The sequence below is a fragment of the Roseovarius sp. MMSF_3281 genome, from assembly GCF_030733685.1.
Taxonomy (GTDB): domain Bacteria; phylum Pseudomonadota; class Alphaproteobacteria; order Rhodobacterales; family Rhodobacteraceae; genus Roseovarius.
This window is the reverse complement of the sequence record NZ_JASHIM010000008.1, coordinates 47,019-62,817: the sequence shown is the minus strand read 5'-3', so window position 1 is coordinate 62,817 and position 15,799 is coordinate 47,019. Positions and strand designations below refer to the sequence as shown.

Here is a 15,799-nt window from a genome sequence, read left to right as displayed (position 1 = left end):
TGCCCCCATGACCGAGACAACCGCCCTCCCCGACGACAGCCGCGCCAAGCGCAATGTCACCGTTCTGACCCTCGCGCAGGCCTTCCTTGGCGCGCAGATGGCGATGATTTTCGTGGTGGGCGGGCTGGCGGGCCAAACGCTGGCCTCCAATATATGCTTTGCCACGCTGCCGATTTCGCTCATTGTTCTGGGCTCCATGCTGGCGGCCAACCCGCTGTCGTGGTTCATGCAGCGCGCGGGCCGCAAGGCCGGATTCTTCGTCGGCGCAGGCGCCGGGGCTTTGGGGGCCGCCATCGGGGCCTACGGGCTTTACCTTGCCTCTTTCCCGGTCTTCCTGCTGGGCAGCCTGATCACCGGTATCTACATGTCGGCGCAAGGCTTCTATCGCTTCGCCGCCGCCGATACCGCCTCGGACGAATTCCGCCCCAAGGCGATCTCCTATGTCATGGCCGGCGGGCTGGCCAGCGCGGTGCTGGGCCCGCAACTGGTCAAGGTCACGTCGCAGGCCATGGTGATTCCCTTCATGGGCACCTACCTTGCCGTCGTGGTCCTCAACCTCGTGGGCGCGCTGCTCTTTGTCTTCCTCGACATCCCGAAACCGCCCGTCCCCTCCGAGGACGCCCCCAAGGGCCGCTCCCGGTGGGAACTCATCACCACCCCGCGCATCGCCGTGGCGGTGATCTGCGCCATGGTCTCCTACGCATTGATGAACCTGGTGATGACCTCGACACCGCTGGCCGTGATCGGCTGCGGGTTCACCGAAGGCAACGCCGCCGATATCGTCACCGGCCACGTGCTGGCCATGTTCGCGCCGTCCTTCTTCACCGGCCACCTCATCGCCCGATTCGGGGTGGAAAAGATCGTCGGCACAGGCCTCGTGATCCTCGCCGCCGCGGGCGCGGTCGCCCTGCAAGGCGTCGCCATCGAAAACTTCTTCATCGCCCTCATCCTGCTGGGCCTCGGCTGGAACTTCGGCTTCATCGGCGCCACCAGCATGCTTGCCGGCGCGCATGAGGCCCATGAACGCGGCCGCATGCAGGGCCTCAACGACGTTCTGGTCTTCGGCGGCGTCACCATGGCCTCGCTGGCCTCGGGCGGGCTGATGAACTGCTCGGGCGGCAACGCGCAGGATGGCTGGATGTCGGTCAACCTCGCCATGGTGCCCTTCCTCGCCCTCGCGGGCGGTGCCCTTCTCTGGCTCATGCTGCGCCCCGACGACGCCTGACCCCTTCTTCTTTTTGAAAGTATCCTGGGGTGAGGCCGCAGGCCGAGGGGCAAAGCCCCTCAAACGGTGCGCATCAGCGCGCTCAAGCCTGCCGCGCCGCAGGCGCGTCCTTTTACCAGCGGCCGAAAACCGCGGCGCGGGTCAAGGCCATGCGCCGCGCGATCGGGGCCGGATCAAGCGCGCCGTCGGCCACACGCCCCGGCACCGCGACGGCCCGGCGCAAGACCGTTTCGGCCTGCGCCACCGGCAAAAGCGCCGGGCGCGCGGCCTTGGGCATATCGCCCCGACCGCGCCGCGCCTCGGCCAGGGCCTCAAGCCCCTCCTGCGCCAAACCGCGCAGCGCATCCTGCGTCCCCTCGACCAGCGGAATACGCCCCGCCGCCTCAAGCGCGGGCACCGCGCGCAGCCAATTGGCCAGCCCCAGCGCATAGCCCGCCTTTTCCAGAACCTCCACCGGCGCAGCGCGGTCCAGAACCTGCCCCGCCACAGCCAAAAGCCCGCCCGAGGTGTCCCGGATATGCCGCCGGAAGGCCGCCATGTCCTCGAAGGGTTCGCGCTCGATATCCCAGCGCCGGGCAAGGATCAGGTCATCCAGCCGCTCGGTATCCTCCGGGCTCAGGATATGCGCCAAGGGGCTCACCACGTCGTGCCGCCGTACAACGCCCCGCTCGCGGATTTCCTCCAGCGCATCGCGCCACCATTGCAGGCGCATCTCCGCGATCATCGGCTCCTGCGTCACCCAAGGGGCGCGCGAAACCTCGATATTGAAGGCATAGAGCGGGAAAAGCTTGCCGCGCGCCGCCACGGGGGCGGCCATCACGGCGGCAAAACGCTCGGGGTCGCCTGCTTCCACAAGCTGCGCACAGGCGGTCAGATCGGCGTCAAACTCCATGAGGGTCAGCTAGGCCCCGTGCCGGGCCGGACCAGCATCAATTCGTATCGCACATGCTCCGGCGCCGCCCGCCAAAGCGAAATCTCGCGCTCCGCCTCGGCCAGCGCCGGTTCCAGCGCCGCGTCGGCCCCGGCCCGCAGGCGTGCCACCCGTGCCGCCAGCGGCATGTAATAGGCGGCCCAGGCGGCGGTGCTCAGCGCCCGGTGATCCACCACGTCGAATCCGGCGGCCTCGACCCGCGCCTGCAACCCCGCGTAATCGGTGATCTGCGGGTAGTCGGCCCAGAAATCCTTGGCCGCTTGTGGCGCGCCCGGCTCCAAAACCGGTTCGGAAAAGGCAATCGCACCGCCCAGCGCCAGCGATTGCCGCCACAGCGTCAACCCCTCGGTCACGCCAAGGAAATAGATCGCCCCCGCCGACCAGATGAAATCGTAAAAGCCGCTCAGCGCCCCCATGTCGCCGGTCATCACCTGGACATTGGTGAAATGCCGCAACCGCTCGCGCGCCTCATCGGCCAGATGGGGGATTTGCTCGATCCCTTCGATCCGCGCCATGGGCCGCGCCTCGGCCAGCGTTTCCAGATCGGCCCCGGGCCCGCAACCGGCATCCAATATGCGCGCCTCGCGGCCCACCTCCAGCCCATCCAGGGCCCAATGCACATCCTCGGGCATCCCCGGCCCCTGCCGCGGGATATCCGCGTGGACGGTCAAAAAGGCCTCTTCGTCGGCAAGGGTCATATCTGCCCCCCGTCGCGGGCCAGTTTCCACGTGATCGCATCCAAAAGCGCCTCGAAACTGGCATCGACTATGTTGGCCGAAACCCCCACGGTCGACCACCGCCGCCCCTGCCCGTCCTCACTGTCAATGATAACCCGCGTCACCGCCTCGGTGCCGCCCTGGGTGATGCGCACCTTGAAATCCACCAGCCGCATATCGTCGATCGCGCCCTGGTAGCGGCCCAGGTCCTTGGCCAGCGCCTTGGCCAGCGCGTTCACCGGGCCACGGTCATTGCCCGCCTCGTCCATCGACTCGCTGACCGACAGCTTCTTTTCGCCATCGACCTTCACCACCACCACGGCCTCCGACAGGCTGACCATGCGGTCGTACTTGTTCTTGCGCCGCTCCACGGTCACCTTGTAGCGCTTGACCTCGAAGAACTGCGGCAACTGCCCCAGTTCCCGCCGCGCCAGCAATTCGAAGCTCGCCTGCGCGCTGTCATAGGTATAACCGCGGGTCTCGCGCGCCTTGATCTCGTCAAGGATACGCGGCAGCGCCGGGTCGTCCTTGGGCACCTCGATCCCGGCCTCGGCCAAGCGGCGGCGCAGGTTCGATTGCCCGGCCTGGTTCGACATCGGGATAATGCGCGCATTGCCCACCACCTCTGGGTCGATATGCTCATAGGTCGTGGGATCCTTGAGGATAGCCGAGGCATGCAGCCCCGCCTTATGCGCAAAGGCCGAGGCCCCCACATAGGCCGCCTGCTTCACCGGCACCCGGTTGAGGATTTCATCCAGCAACCGGCTGGCCTGCGTCAGGGTTTTCAAGGCCTCGGGCGTGACACCGATCTCGAACCGGCTGGCAAAGGGCTCCTTCAGCATCAGCGTCGGGATAAGCGTCGTCAGGTTGGCATTGCCACAACGCTCGCCAAGCCCATTCAGCGTGCCCTGCACCTGCCGCGCGCCCGCCTCCACCGCCGCAAGGCTGCCCGCCACGGCGTTTTCCGTGTCGTTATGGGTGTGAATACCCAGCCGATCACCGGGAATCCCCGCCTTGATCACCGCGCTGGTGATCGCGCCAATCTCCTGCGGCAGCGTCCCGCCATTGGTATCGCACAGCACGATCCAGCGCGCGCCGCCCTCCAGCGCGGCCAGACAACAGGCCACCGCATAGTCCGGGTTGGATTTATACCCGTCAAAGAAATGCTCGGCATCGAACAGCGCCTCGCGCCCCTGCCCCACGATATGGCTGATCGATTGGGCGATATTGGCAGTGTTTTCCTCAAGGCTTATGCCCAGCGCAGTTTTGACATGAAAATCATGGCTCTTGCCGACAATACAGACCGACCCCGTCCCGGCATTCAGCACGGCAGCCAAAACATCGTCATTCTCCGCCGACCGGCCCGCGCGCTTGGTCATGCCAAAGGCGGTCATCTTGGCGCGGGTCTCGGGCGCTGCATCGAAAAAAGCACTGTCGGTGGGGTTCGCCCCGGGCCAGCCGCCCTCGATATAATCCACGCCCAGCGCATCCAGAGTCGCGGCGATCTGCTGCTTTTCGGCGGTGGAAAACTGCACGCCCTGCGTCTGCTGCCCATCGCGCAGGGTGGTGTCGTAAAGGTAAAGCCTTTCCTTACCCATCACAGACCCCCTGCTTTCTTCTTTTCAAAAATATCCCGGGGAGCGTGAGGGGCTGGCCCCTCACTCCGACAGCGCAGCTTGGCGCGCACGCCTCCAACCGCTCCCAACCCTGCGCGGACCGACGCAACAAGGAACGCGCCCGACCCTGGGAGGGCATGTGCGAGACCAGAGGCTACAGATGCTTGTCCCGGGTAGCGCCCGACCCGCGCGGGGCGGCTCTGAGCAGCTTGGGACAGTGCATGAAAGACCCTAGCGCGCGGCGGCATCACGACCTTCGCCAAAAGCGCCCGCCCCGTGGGGGGGCGGGTCGGGCGCTGCCCGGGACAAGCCCGGGCTGAACGTTTGGTGAGTGTTGTCATTCCAGCCCCTCCAGCTTTGCAGGATCGAACCCTGCACCGGGGACTAGCTCAACCCCCTCCTTGCTCATCCGCACCTCGACCCCTGCCTCGACCAGAGCAGATTTGAGGCGGTCCACTTCGGAAAAATCCTTGGTGTCAATGGCGGTTTGGCGGGCTTGGAAAAGTTGAGTTTCCAGCCCCGAAAGGTCGGCCTCCGGCGCTGCGGCCCAATAGCCCATCTCAGCGTCAAGCAACCCTAAAAAGCGCGCCGACGCTAAAAGGTTAGAACGGAGACCGGGAACAAAAGCATCTTGCTTGGGGTCTTTCTCTGCTCTTTGAAGTGTTCGGTACATCCTATGCAGTTCAGACAATGCCTCAGAAGTATTTAGATCGTCTGAAAGAGTGGAAATGAATTTGTCGCTTACTCGTCCAGGTTCAGCATCCTGAGTTGCTGCCCGCCACTTCCTCAGCGTCTTTTCCGCCTCCCGCGCCTTCGCCTCGGTCCAATCCATCGGCTTCCGATAATGCGTGCTCAAAAACACAAAGCGGATCACCTCGCCCGGGTATCCCTGTTCCAGCAAATCATGCACGGTAAAGAAGTTGCCCAAGGATTTGGACATCTTCTTGCCCTCCACCTGCAACATCTCGTTATGCATCCAGACCTGCGCGAACCCGCCCTCGGGATGGGCACAGCAGCTTTGCGCGATCTCGTTTTCATGGTGCGGGAACATCAGGTCGTTGCCGCCGCCGTGAATATCGAAACTCTCGCCCAGCAACTCATACGCCATCGCCGAACATTCGATATGCCAGCCGGGCCGCCCCCGGCCCCATGGGCTGTCCCAGCCCGGCAGGTCATCGCTTGAGGGTTTCCACAAGACGAAATCCATCGGGTTGCGCTTGTAGGGCGCCACCTCGACCCGCGCCCCGGCGATCATGTCATCCACCGACCGGCCCGACAAAGCGCCATAGTTCTTGTAGCTTTCCACCGAGAACAACACATGCCCCTCGGCCTCATAGGCGTGGCCATCGGCAATCAGCCCGCCGATCATCTCGATCATCTGGCCGATATACTGCGTCGCGCGGGGCATCTGCGTGGGCTCCAAGGCGCCCAAGGCGCCCATATCGTCCAGAAACCATTGCGTGGTCATGCCGGTGATCCGGGCGATCTCGGCGTTCACATCGCCGCCCTCGCCCACGGTCTCGATCGCCCGCGCGTTGATCTTGTCATCCACGTCGGTGAAATTGCGCACATAGGTCACATGTTCCGGCCCATAAACATGCCGCAACAGGCGAAACAGCACGTCAAAAACGATCACCGGCCGCGCATTGCCCAGATGCGCCCGGTCATAGACCGTGGGGCCACAGACATACATGCGCACGTTGTCCGGATCGAGCGGCGTGAAAACCTCTTTCTTGCGGGTCTTGGTGTTGTGCAGTTTGATGGTCGTCATAAGGTCCTCGCGCGCGCAGCTTCCCTTGCGGCGGGCTTTAGCAACTTCATGTCATGGATGGAATAGAAGACCGGCCCGCCTGAGATGTCTCAGCAGGGAATGCAGCAAATGATGATGCAGGTGTTGGTCATGCCCACGTCTTACGCGCGTGAGCCGCCCCACGCAAGGGGCTTGCGGCGCAATGCCCCCTGGCACGGGCGCAAAGGGGCGCTTGCGGCCATGACAACAGCCTTGGCCAAGGTACTGCCCAGGCCGACATGCACAAACGGTTGGGCCATTACGCAACCATGGTTGCGGTGCTGAATCAGCACTAAAGCGTTCCGCCTTTAACCCGAGACATCGGCGAAAGGCGGAACGCGTGCAACGATTGAGCGGAGCACTGCGTTTCGCGAAAATCTGTGATTCAGATTTTTCGCGAAACGCTTTAACCTCACGGAGCATGAACGCCGCCGCGCTATCGGCGGGCCGCGGCGCGGCGATCCAACACTGGCTTTTGGGCGATTTATCTCAACCACTGGCGCGGGACGGAATCGCACAGCGCCTTGGGCAACCCAATCGCCGGGCCGGTGGGGCGGCCCGACGATGGCGCGGCGGCGCGTACCGCGCCTTGGCTCCGCGCCACGAGCCAAGCGCCAAATCCTTACACCCTACCGGATCACGATCTCATCGGCGCGCAACAGGCCCAGCACATCGCGCGCCTGCTGGTCCAACAGGTCCAGATCAAGGTAGCTGTCCGACAAACGATGCGTCAGGTTCTCCATCCGCGCCACCTTGGCCTCAAGCCCGGCCAGTTGTTCGGTCAGTTCCCGGTTCTGGGCGTCGATCTCGGCGCGGCGGAACAACCCATAGTCCCCCTGCACGGCGGCAAAGGTGAAATAGGCACAAAGCCCAAAGGCCACGGCGGAATAAATCAATACGCCCAAAGCGGGCCGCTTGCGGGATGTCATCGGTTTGCCTGTCTCTGCCTTATGCGCCGCCTCTGCCGGGCGGTCAGGCCCCAGAATGCCACAAGTGATTCGCAATGTGAATCCCCCTTTCCATTCAATCGCTTGGCAAGCTACATTTCGCGGCAGAGGAGAGTCGCCAATGCCACATCTGCCGCCCCGCGCCGCGCTGACCACCCATGAGGTCGCCAACCAGCCACCCGACCGGGGCGATCTGGACCTTTGGAAGGGTGATTCCCCCCTGCGCTGTCACGCGGCGGCGGCGGGCGCGGATGGCGAAACATTGGCCCGGTTCGGGGCGCGCATCGGCACCGCCGAGATACGCGCGGCAGGGCGTGACGCCAACCGCCATTCCCCCGAGGCGCTGCTTTTCGATGCCGGGGGGCGGCGTCTGGACGAGGTGCGCTTTCACCCCGCCTATCACCGGCTTCTGGGCGAAGGGATCAAGGCTGGGTATGCCGCCCTGCCGTGGGAGGAGGCCAAGGGCGGCCATGCTACCCATGCCACCATGGTCTATTTGATGTCACAGGTGGAACCCGGTGTCTGCTGCCCGATGACCATGACCTATGCCGCCGTCCCGGCCCTGCGCGCCGACGAAGGGTTGTTTTCCGAGTGGGTGCCGAAACTGACCGCGCGGGCCTATGACGGCAGCGCCAGACCCTTGGCGCGCAAACCCGGCGCGACCATGGGCATGGCGATGACCGAAAAACAGGGCGGCTCGGACGTGCGGGCCAACACCGCCCGGGCCGAGCGTGACGGCGATGCCTACCGCCTGACCGGGCACAAATGGTTTTGCTCTGCGCCCATGTCGGACGGGCTTTTGACACTGGCGCAGTGCGAGGCGGGCCTGACCTGTTTCCTTGCCCCCCGGTGGCTGGAGGGGGAGCGGAACGCAGTTCACATCCAACGCCTCAAGGACAAGCTGGGCAATCGCGCCAATGCCAGTGCCGAGATCGAATTTGCCGGGGCCGTGGCGCACCGGCTGGGCGAGGAAGGCGCAGGCATCCGAACGATCATCGAGATGGTGCATCACACGCGGCTCGACACCGCCATGGCCCCGGCCGGGCTGATGCGCGCAGCGCTTGGCCACGCCCACCACTGGGCCAGCCACCGCACCACCTTCCAGAAACAACTGATCGACCAGCCCTTGATGCAAAGCGTGCTGGCCGATCTGGCGCTGGATTGGGAAGGCACGCTGGCGCTTGGCCTGCATGTGGCAAAGGCGTTTGACGGGCGCAGTGAAGGCGACCGCGCCTATGCCCGGCTTGCCGTGGCGCTGGCGAAATACCTTGGCAACAAGCTTTGCCCCGGCCTGGTCTACGAGGCGATGGAGGCCATTGGCGGCATGGGCTATGTCGAGGATACCCCCCTGCCCCTGCTTTACCGTGAAGCGCCGCTCAACTCGATCTGGGAAGGCTCGGGCAACGTGATCTGCCTTGATATCCTACGCACCCTGCGGCGGGAGCCCCTGGCCGGTGAGCGGCTGAGCACGGAACTGGGCGTGGCCTCGGGGCATTACCGGGGCTACGACGCGGCGCTGAAGGCGCATATGGAGCGGTTTCCGAAACTGCCCGAGGAAGGCGCCGCGCGCTGGTACGCCGAAAGCCTTGCCACGCTGCTGACCGCCTCGGTGCTGATCCGCCATGCGCCCGCGCCCGTGGCCGAAGGCTATGTCGCCACCCGGCTTGCGGGCGCGCGAGGGCGCACGGCGGGGGCGATCAGGGGCGTGGATTGCGCGGGTCTTCTGGACCGGATCGGCGCTGCGGGGTGACCGCCGGGGGAATATGGGGGCTTTGCCCCCGACGCCCTGCGGGCGCCTCCCCCAGGATACTTGTGAAAAGAAGAAAGGCAGGACGGATCACATCGGCAGGTGGATATTGAAAGCCTTCCTTATCTCGGCATCCAGCGCCGGGTTGAGGCGCGCCGCCGAGGGGGTGGCAAGGATCGCCTCCTTGCGGGCGCGGGCCTTGTCGACCAGGTCGGGCTTGCCGCACTCGTCCCATTCCTTGGGGCTGGTGCGGTCGCCCAGTGACGGGTAGACGTGATCGGCCTGCATCCGGCCCAGGGTAGCCGCCGTGCCAAGGTAATGCCCCGGACCGCCCAAGCAGACCTCGCGCATCTGGTCGAGGGCCAGCGTGGCGTCGTCCACCTCGATCCCCCGCACACAGCGCAGCGCCTGCCCGATAAGGTCATCGCCCAGGATCAAGCTTTCGTGGCAAAACCCCAGAAGCGAAGCATGCATGCCCGCCGCCTCGTAAACCATGTTGAGGCCAGACAGCCCCGCCATGACGTTCGAGCACATCTGCTCCCACCCGGCTTGCATGTCGGGCAGTTTGCTGTCGGCGATGCCGCCCACCGCCCCGCCGGGCAGATCGTAGAAGCGATGCATCTGGGCACAGCCGGCGGACAAAAGCGCCTGTTCGCCCGACCCGCCGGTCATCGCCCCGCTGCGCAGGTCCAACCCAAACGGCCATGTGCCGAAGATCGCCGGATGCCCGGGGGCGATGGCGTTGACATAGACCAGCCCCGCCAGGCATTCCGCCGTGGCCTGCACGATGGCCCCGGCGACGGTGGAGGGCGCGGTGGCCCCGGCCATCCCCGCCGAGAGCAAAAGCACCGGCATACCGCCTTCGATACAAGCCTCCATCACCTGGCAGGATTCGGTGGCGAATTTCATCGGCGGGACGACGAAGCAATTGGAATTGCTGACAAAGGGGCGCGCGCGCCATGCCTCTTCGCCACCTGCGATCATATGCAGAAGCTTAATCGCCTCGCGCGCATGGGTGGGATCGGTGAAGGAGGTGCCCACATGTTTGCTGGTGCCTGAGCAACAGGCATAGACGGTATTCAGCTCCATCTCGCAGGCGTCCTCGATATCGCGGGCCACCATCGGGCGCTGCAGGAAATGGATATTGTCCAGCGTATCGGCGATGCGGGCGGCATCGTAGAGGTCTTGCAGGGTGCTTTCGCGGTAATGCTGGCCCTCCACATCCACCATATGCACCGCCGCCCCCGCCGTGCCGTAATGCACACGGGCGCCGGAAAGCTGCAGATCATGCGCCGGGTCACGGCCATGCAGGGTGATGCCGCGATTGGCCCGCGCAAGCGTGTCTTCAACCAAGGCGCGCGGGAAGCGAAGGCGCCCGTCCTCGCCCAGGATCGCCCCGGCGGCGGTCATATGGTCAATCCCGCTTTGCGGGGCATCGGCAAGGCCGATCTCTTCCAGGGCCTCAAGGGCGGCGTGGTGGATTTTCCCGATCTGCGCAGGGCTGAGCAGGTTGAGCGTGCCGCCCTCCATGCCGGGGCGCACCGGGCGCAGGGTTTCGTTAAGCGGGGCGGCGCGGCTTGCACGACGGGCGGCGCGCCCGCCAGAGCGGCGCGTGGTCATCTGGTTCATTCATGGAATCCTTTGGTGGGGGGGAAAGATCGGGTGGAACACTCACCCCAAGGCTGGTCGCCCCCGTGCCGCACCAATGGTCCTGATGATCAGAACATGTTTGCAGCTCGGCATCATGGCCGGGCCCTCCTCCCTGAGTGGATTCAGGAAAGCCGATTCGCCCGCCATTGTCTGTCTCAATCGCGACTCGTGTCGCAATCAGACCGCGAAGGGTCGATTACCCTGCCAATTCCCGCGCCAGATCGACAAGATGGCCCAGCGCCGTTTCAAGGCGGCTGTCTTCCACCGTCAGGGCCACGCGCACATGGCCCGCCGCCGCCTGCCCGAAGCTTTCGCCGGGCATCACCGCAACATGGTGATCCTCCAGCAGGCGCAGGGCGAAATCCTCGCCCGACAGGCCGGTGGCGCGGATATCCAGCATGACATACATCGCCCCCGCCGCGGGGATCGGGCGCACCACGTCCTGCCCCTTCAAAAGCCCCAGGACCAGGTCGCGGCGGCGCACGAAAGGTTCGGCGATCTTCGCCTCGAAGTCCGGCCCCTGATCCAGTGCGAAACACGCGGCCTCCTGTATGAAGCCCGCGACGCCATAGGTGGTATGGGTGGCAAGGTTGGCCATATGGGCAATCGCCTCTTGCGGGCCCACGACCCAGCCGATGCGACTTCCGGTCATGGCATGGCTTTTTGAAAGCGAGCCGATCACCAGCGTCCGGTCGGCCATCCCGTCAAGGGCGCGCGGGGTGATATGCGACCCCTCCCAGACCTGCGTGTCGTAAACCTCGTCCGAGATCATCCACATGTCATGCGCGCGGCAGACGTCCGCCAACCCTTCAAGGGTTTCACGGGTATAGTTCACGCCGGTGGGGTTGTTGGGCGTGTTGATCAGCAGGCTGCGCGCGCCGGGGGCGGCCTCGGCCACCTCTGCCGGGTCGGGCTGAAAGGCGCGCTCGGGCCGGGCCGGAATGGCATGGGGCCGGGCGCCGACACCGCGGATGGTGCCGGGATAGGTGGCATAATAGGGGTCGATGAAAAGCGCGGTATCGCCTTCGTCGCAGGCCGCGTGATGCGCGGTGAACAGCCCCGCCTGCCCGCCCGGAACCACCAGCACGTTATCTGGCGTGGTGGGCACGCCGGTACGCTCGGTGACGCGTTTGGCCACCCGCTCACGCAGGGGTTTGATCCCGTCAAAGGCGGAATAGCCGGTCACCCCGGCAAGGGTCGAGGCATGCATGGCATCCAGAATGCTGCGGTCGGTGCCGATATCATGCTCACCGATGGTCAGATGGGTGATGTCATGGCCCGCCGCGTCCATCGCGTTGGCCTTGTAATAGACATCCCAACCATCCGATCCGCCCGCCGTTATCCCGGTGATCCGTTTTGCCAGCCGCATGTCCTGCCCTCCGATTTACGCGTTTCCGCGCCCAAATGGCCCGGGGCGCTCAGGCTTGTCAAACAAGTCACCTGTACCTGTATTGATGCACGCAAAAGGCCGCGCCCGAAGGTGCGGCCCTGCAAAAGCATCCCGGAGAAGCAGATCTTACTTGATCTTGCCTTCCTTGTACTCGACGTGCTTGCGCGCGACCGGGTCATACTTGCGTACGACCATCTTCTCGGTCATGGTGCGTGCGTTTTTCTTGGTCACGTAGAAATGGCCCGTGCCCGCGGTCGAGTTCAGACGGATCTTGATGGTCGTCGGCTTCGCCATTGGTCTTCTCCTGCACCGGGACGGCGGCCTTGGCCCCCTGCCCCGTGAAATTCGTCATGAAGCCTGCCTTTTAAAGCTGCGCGCGCCCGAGTCAACCGGAATCTCGCAGCTTCTCGCCGGCAGTCCTTAGTTCTGTGAAACCCGTGTCGGCATCTTGTAGAAATGGTGGACACCGATCGTGGCGGTCCGCGGGAAAACACGTGCCCAGCGCGGGCTTACCGCGCGGGTGTGGTAATGCGTGGCGCCTTCGGTCAGGGGCCGCGTGACCCCGCGCATCATCATATGCGCCACCTTGCCGACGCGGGCATAGGCGCGCGGCTCGGCGATCACTTCCTTGTGGCCATCGCAGGTATAGGTGAACTGGCATTGATACTTGCGACCGGTGCCTTGGTTGACCACGCCACAAATGCTGTTGGGGAACTCGGCACTGTCGACGCGGTTCATGATCACCTCGGCCACGGCAAACTGGCCTTTGACGGTTTCACCGCGCGCCTCGAAATACAATGCTTCCGACAGGCACTCCCACTGCGGGCCGCCCGCCACCACGGGCTGCGCATCCAGCCAGTCGCGGCTATAGGTCAGGCCCACCTCGGGGCGCCGCAGGTAGCTCATCAACCGGTTTTGCGAGATCGAGGACAGCGCGCGCTTTTCCTCGTCCATCAGCTTTTGCACCGGCGTGTCGGCCATGGCAGCCCCGCCCAGGGCCACAAGAATCACCATCGCAAATCTTAACATGCCGTCCTCCTTACGGTTTGACTGGGCAACAGGCCCGCTGGCATTCCGGCGGGCATATAACATTCGATGGCTTTATGTCTAGCGAACGGAACCACAGGCCCCGACGCCGGGCAATTTGTGACAACTCCACCCCGCGTTCGGCATACCGTATGTTGCCGAAAACCGGCCTGTGTCTACCCGATCCTGTCTTTTACCGCCAACTGTGCGGCAGCAAGTCGCGCCACCGGAACCCGGAATGGCGAGCAACTGACATAGTCGAATCCGGCCGCACGGCAAAAGGCGATTGATTCGGGGCTTCCACCATGCTCGCCACAGATCGAAAGGACAAGGTCCTTTTTCGCCCCGCGCCCCCGCTCGGCGGCAATGCTCAACAATTCACCAACCCCTTCCACATCCAGCGTATGGAACGGGTCTTCGGGATAGACCCCCTGCTGCACATAAGCCGACATGAACCGCCCCGCGTCATCGCGGCTTAATCCATAGGTCATCTGCGTCAGGTCGTTGGTCCCGAACGACAGGAATGCCACCTGCGGCGCGATCTCGTCGGCGCGCAGCGCCGCGCGCGGCGTTTCCACCATCACCCCCAGACGATAGGTGAAATCCTGCCCGGTTTCGGCCCGCACCGCGACGGCCACCGCATCAATCCGCGCCTTGACCAGCTCCACCTCGCGACAGGCCGATACCAGCGGGATCATGATTTCCGGCACCACCGGCTCGCCTTCATGGCTGGCCGCGATGGTCGCCTCGAAAATCGCCCGCGCCTGCATGTCGTAAATCTCGGGCACAGTGATGCCCAACCGCACCCCGCGCATGCCCAGCATGGGGTTGTATTCGCCAAGGGCCTCGACCCGCCGGGTGACGTCGGACAGGGGCAAATCCAATGCCTCGGCCAATTCGCGCATCCCCGTCCGGTCGGTCGGCAGGAACTCGTGCAAGGGCGGGTCAAACAGGCGGATGCACACCGGCTGCCCCTGCATGATGCGGAACAGATCGATGAAATCGGCCCTCTGCATGGGCAAAAGCACCTCCAGGGCCGCGGCGCGATCCTCGCTTGAATTGGCAAAGATCATCTCGCGCATCGGGGTCAGGCGGTCCAGTTCAAAGAACATGTGCTCTGTCCGGCACAGCCCGATCCCCTGCGCCCGGAAATTCCGCGCCACTTCGGCGTCGGCGGGGGTGTCGGCATTGGCCCGCACCGCGATGTCGCGAATGTCATCGGCCCAGTTCATCAGGGTCTGGAAACTCTCGTCCCGCGCGGCCTCCAGCATCGGCGCCTCACCTGCCAGAACCTCACCGTTGGTCCCGTCAATGGTGATGATCTCGCCCTCTTTCAGGATACGCCCGTCGGGAAAGACCAATTGCCGCCGCTTTGTCTGAAACCGGATTTCCGACGCGCCCACCACGCAAGGCAGGCCAATCCCCCGCCCGATCACCGCGGCATGGCTGGTCATTCCGCCCCGTTCGGTCAGGATCGCGGCGGCGGCATGCATGCCGCGAATATCCTCGGGGCTGGTCTCGCGCCGGACAAGGATACAGGCCTCGCCCCTCGCCTCGGCCGCCTGCGCCTCATTGGCGGTAAAGACGATCCGGCCACTCGCGGCCCCCGGACTGGCCGGGATGCCCCGCGCCAGGGCATCCCTTGGCGCTTCGGGGTCAATCTGCCGGTGCAGCAGTTCGTTCAGGCCGCGCGGTTCCACCCGCATCAGGGCCTCTTCGCGGGTAATGATCCCGTCTTCGGCCAGGGCCACCGAAATCGCCACCGCCGAACGGGCATTGCGCGACACGCGCACCCCGTCCAGCAGGAACACCTCGCCGTTTTCAATGGTGAACTCGGCCTGCATCTCGGCGCGCAGTTTGACGCGCATGATGTCCAGATAGTCCTTGAGCTTGGCAAAGGCCTCGGGCGCCAGCTCTTCCAGTGACGGGCCGCGCGGATCACGCTCAAGGTAAAGCGAATCCGCCCCTTGGCTCAGCGCTTCGCGCCCCTGGCTTTGGCTCAGGTAACGCCCGGTGATCTGCCGCGCGCCCGAGGTGCTGTTGACCAGTTGCATCACACCCGAGCCGCATTCGCCCTTGCCCAGCCCATAGGCCATTTCCTGCACCACCAGCCCAAGGCCCGCATCCACCGGCGCGCCCTTGGCTTGCCGCAACAGGCGCGCCGTCGTGCCTTCCCATGCCCGCGCCATCGAGCGCAGCACTTCCAAAAGCTGTACCGAGGTTTCCTGCGGAAAGGGTTCCTCGGTTTCCTCCTCGTAAGCACGCAGGGCCTGGCCCAATCCTTCGATGGGGTCATCGGACACGTCATCGAACATATCCGGGTCAAGCCGCGCGACGTGAATGGCAAAGGCCTGCACGAAGCGCAGGTACAATTCCGCCGCGGCGGCTTTGCCGATCCTGTCGCTCAGGACAACATAGCTGGCGTCGTTCATCCCGATGTTCAGAACCGCCCCCGGCCCGCCCCAATCAGGGTCTTCCGACGAGGGGCGCACGCAAAGCAAAGGTTCATCGCCGAAACCGCGAACAAGGTCGCCCATATCGGGGGCCTCGCCCGCCGCGATGCGATGCACCGCTTCGAAAGACAGCGCCACGGTGCGCGGCACCGGAAGGTCAAGCCGCACCAGGCGTTGCAAGCACTTCGCCCGCCCGCCGTGGGTTTCGGCGGCCAAGGGCGCGTCGGGTGTAATCAGGGTGATATGGTCTTCGCTATGCTGCACTGCGGCACCTGTGTTGTTCAGGTGCAGCATACGCCCGAAGCAGCA

The 15,799-nt window shown here is 64.6% G+C and carries 12 protein-coding genes; 2 read left to right on the top strand and 10 right to left on the bottom strand.

The genetic code is table 11. The features are described from left to right. The first annotated feature begins 7 nt into the window (after nt 1–7). Nucleotides 8–1,225, top strand: a complete 1,218-nt coding sequence (locus RBB32_RS10160) for an MFS transporter (RefSeq protein WP_306152592.1) — start codon at nt 8–10, stop codon at nt 1,223–1,225. 112 nt (nt 1,226–1,337) lie between these two features. Here the strand turns inward: RBB32_RS10160 and RBB32_RS10155 are convergent, their stop codons facing one another. The 5 genes from RBB32_RS10155 to RBB32_RS10135 form a co-directional block, all read right to left on the bottom strand. Next, nucleotides 1,338–2,117, bottom strand: a complete 780-nt coding sequence (locus RBB32_RS10155; RefSeq protein ID WP_306152591.1) for a squalene/phytoene synthase family protein — start codon at nt 2,115–2,117, stop codon at nt 1,338–1,340. A 5-nt stretch (nt 2,118–2,122) separates the two neighbouring features. Beyond that, on the bottom strand, nt 2,123–2,854 hold the full coding sequence (locus tag RBB32_RS10150; RefSeq protein ID WP_306152590.1) for a trans-aconitate 2-methyltransferase: 732 nt from the start codon (nt 2,852–2,854) through the stop codon (nt 2,123–2,125). After that, on the bottom strand, nt 2,851–4,470 hold the full coding sequence (gene cimA, locus RBB32_RS10145; protein WP_306152589.1) for a citramalate synthase: 1,620 nt from the start codon (nt 4,468–4,470) through the stop codon (nt 2,851–2,853). Before cimA ends, RBB32_RS10150 begins: the two co-directional genes overlap by 4 nt. A 355-nt stretch (nt 4,471–4,825) precedes the next feature. Further along, nucleotides 4,826–6,259 (bottom strand): cysteine--tRNA ligase, encoded by a 1,434-nt coding sequence (cysS, locus tag RBB32_RS10140; RefSeq protein WP_306152588.1) that lies wholly within the window; start codon nt 6,257–6,259, stop codon nt 4,826–4,828. A 647-nt stretch (nt 6,260–6,906) separates the two neighbouring features. Next, a complete protein-coding gene (locus RBB32_RS10135; RefSeq protein ID WP_306152661.1) occupies nt 6,907–7,206 on the bottom strand; it encodes a septum formation initiator family protein in 300 nt (99 codons plus the stop codon). A 139-nt stretch (nt 7,207–7,345) separates the two neighbouring features. Between RBB32_RS10135 and RBB32_RS10130 the strand changes: the two genes are divergently transcribed. Then, on the top strand, nt 7,346–8,974 hold the full coding sequence (locus tag RBB32_RS10130; RefSeq protein ID WP_306152587.1) for an acyl-CoA dehydrogenase family protein: 1,629 nt from the start codon (nt 7,346–7,348) through the stop codon (nt 8,972–8,974). An 87-nt stretch (nt 8,975–9,061) separates the two neighbouring features. Here RBB32_RS10130 and RBB32_RS10125 read toward each other — a convergent pair whose 3' ends face one another. The 5 genes from RBB32_RS10125 to RBB32_RS10105 form a co-directional block, all read right to left on the bottom strand. Next, nucleotides 9,062–10,600, bottom strand: coding sequence for a trimethylamine methyltransferase family protein (locus tag RBB32_RS10125; protein WP_306152586.1), 1,539 nt, complete (start codon nt 10,598–10,600; stop codon nt 9,062–9,064). Between the two features lie 217 nt (nt 10,601–10,817). Then, on the bottom strand, nt 10,818–11,990 hold the full coding sequence (locus RBB32_RS10120; protein ID WP_306152585.1) for a pyridoxal phosphate-dependent aminotransferase: 1,173 nt from the start codon (nt 11,988–11,990) through the stop codon (nt 10,818–10,820). Between the two features lie 147 nt (nt 11,991–12,137). Then, the gene (rpmG, locus tag RBB32_RS10115) at nt 12,138–12,305 is read right to left on the bottom strand and encodes a 50S ribosomal protein L33 (RefSeq protein ID WP_039682682.1); all 168 of its coding nucleotides are present in this window, start codon (nt 12,303–12,305) and stop codon (nt 12,138–12,140) included. Between the two features lie 126 nt (nt 12,306–12,431). Beyond that, the gene (locus tag RBB32_RS10110; protein WP_306152584.1) at nt 12,432–13,040 is read right to left on the bottom strand and encodes a cell wall hydrolase; all 609 of its coding nucleotides are present in this window, start codon (nt 13,038–13,040) and stop codon (nt 12,432–12,434) included. A gap of 173 nt (nt 13,041–13,213) precedes the next feature. Beyond that, nucleotides 13,214–15,784, bottom strand: coding sequence for a putative PEP-binding protein (locus RBB32_RS10105; protein WP_306152583.1), 2,571 nt, complete (start codon nt 15,782–15,784; stop codon nt 13,214–13,216). Nucleotides 15,785–15,799: the final 15 nt, after the last annotated feature.

Coding starts and splice junctions, on each gene's coding strand:
- RBB32_RS10160 (WP_306152592.1), top strand. CDS start 8: ATGACCGAGACAACCGCCCTCCCCGACGACAGCCGCGCCAAGCGCAAT.
- RBB32_RS10155 (WP_306152591.1), bottom strand. CDS start 2,117: ATGGAGTTTGACGCCGATCTGACCGCCTGTGCGCAGCTTGTGGAAGCA.
- RBB32_RS10150 (WP_306152590.1), bottom strand. CDS start 2,854: ATGACCCTTGCCGACGAAGAGGCCTTTTTGACCGTCCACGCGGATATC.
- cimA (WP_306152589.1), bottom strand. CDS start 4,470: ATGGGTAAGGAAAGGCTTTACCTTTACGACACCACCCTGCGCGATGGG.
- cysS (WP_306152588.1), bottom strand. CDS start 6,259: ATGACGACCATCAAACTGCACAACACCAAGACCCGCAAGAAAGAGGTT.
- RBB32_RS10135 (WP_306152661.1), bottom strand. CDS start 7,206: ATGACATCCCGCAAGCGGCCCGCTTTGGGCGTATTGATTTATTCCGCC.
- RBB32_RS10130 (WP_306152587.1), top strand. CDS start 7,346: ATGCCACATCTGCCGCCCCGCGCCGCGCTGACCACCCATGAGGTCGCC.
- RBB32_RS10125 (WP_306152586.1), bottom strand. CDS start 10,600: ATGAACCAGATGACCACGCGCCGCTCTGGCGGGCGCGCCGCCCGTCGT.
- RBB32_RS10120 (WP_306152585.1), bottom strand. CDS start 11,990: ATGCGGCTGGCAAAACGGATCACCGGGATAACGGCGGGCGGATCGGAT.
- rpmG (WP_039682682.1), bottom strand. CDS start 12,305: ATGGCGAAGCCGACGACCATCAAGATCCGTCTGAACTCGACCGCGGGC.
- RBB32_RS10110 (WP_306152584.1), bottom strand. CDS start 13,040: ATGTTAAGATTTGCGATGGTGATTCTTGTGGCCCTGGGCGGGGCTGCC.
- RBB32_RS10105 (WP_306152583.1), bottom strand. CDS start 15,784: ATGCTGCACCTGAACAACACAGGTGCCGCAGTGCAGCATAGCGAAGAC.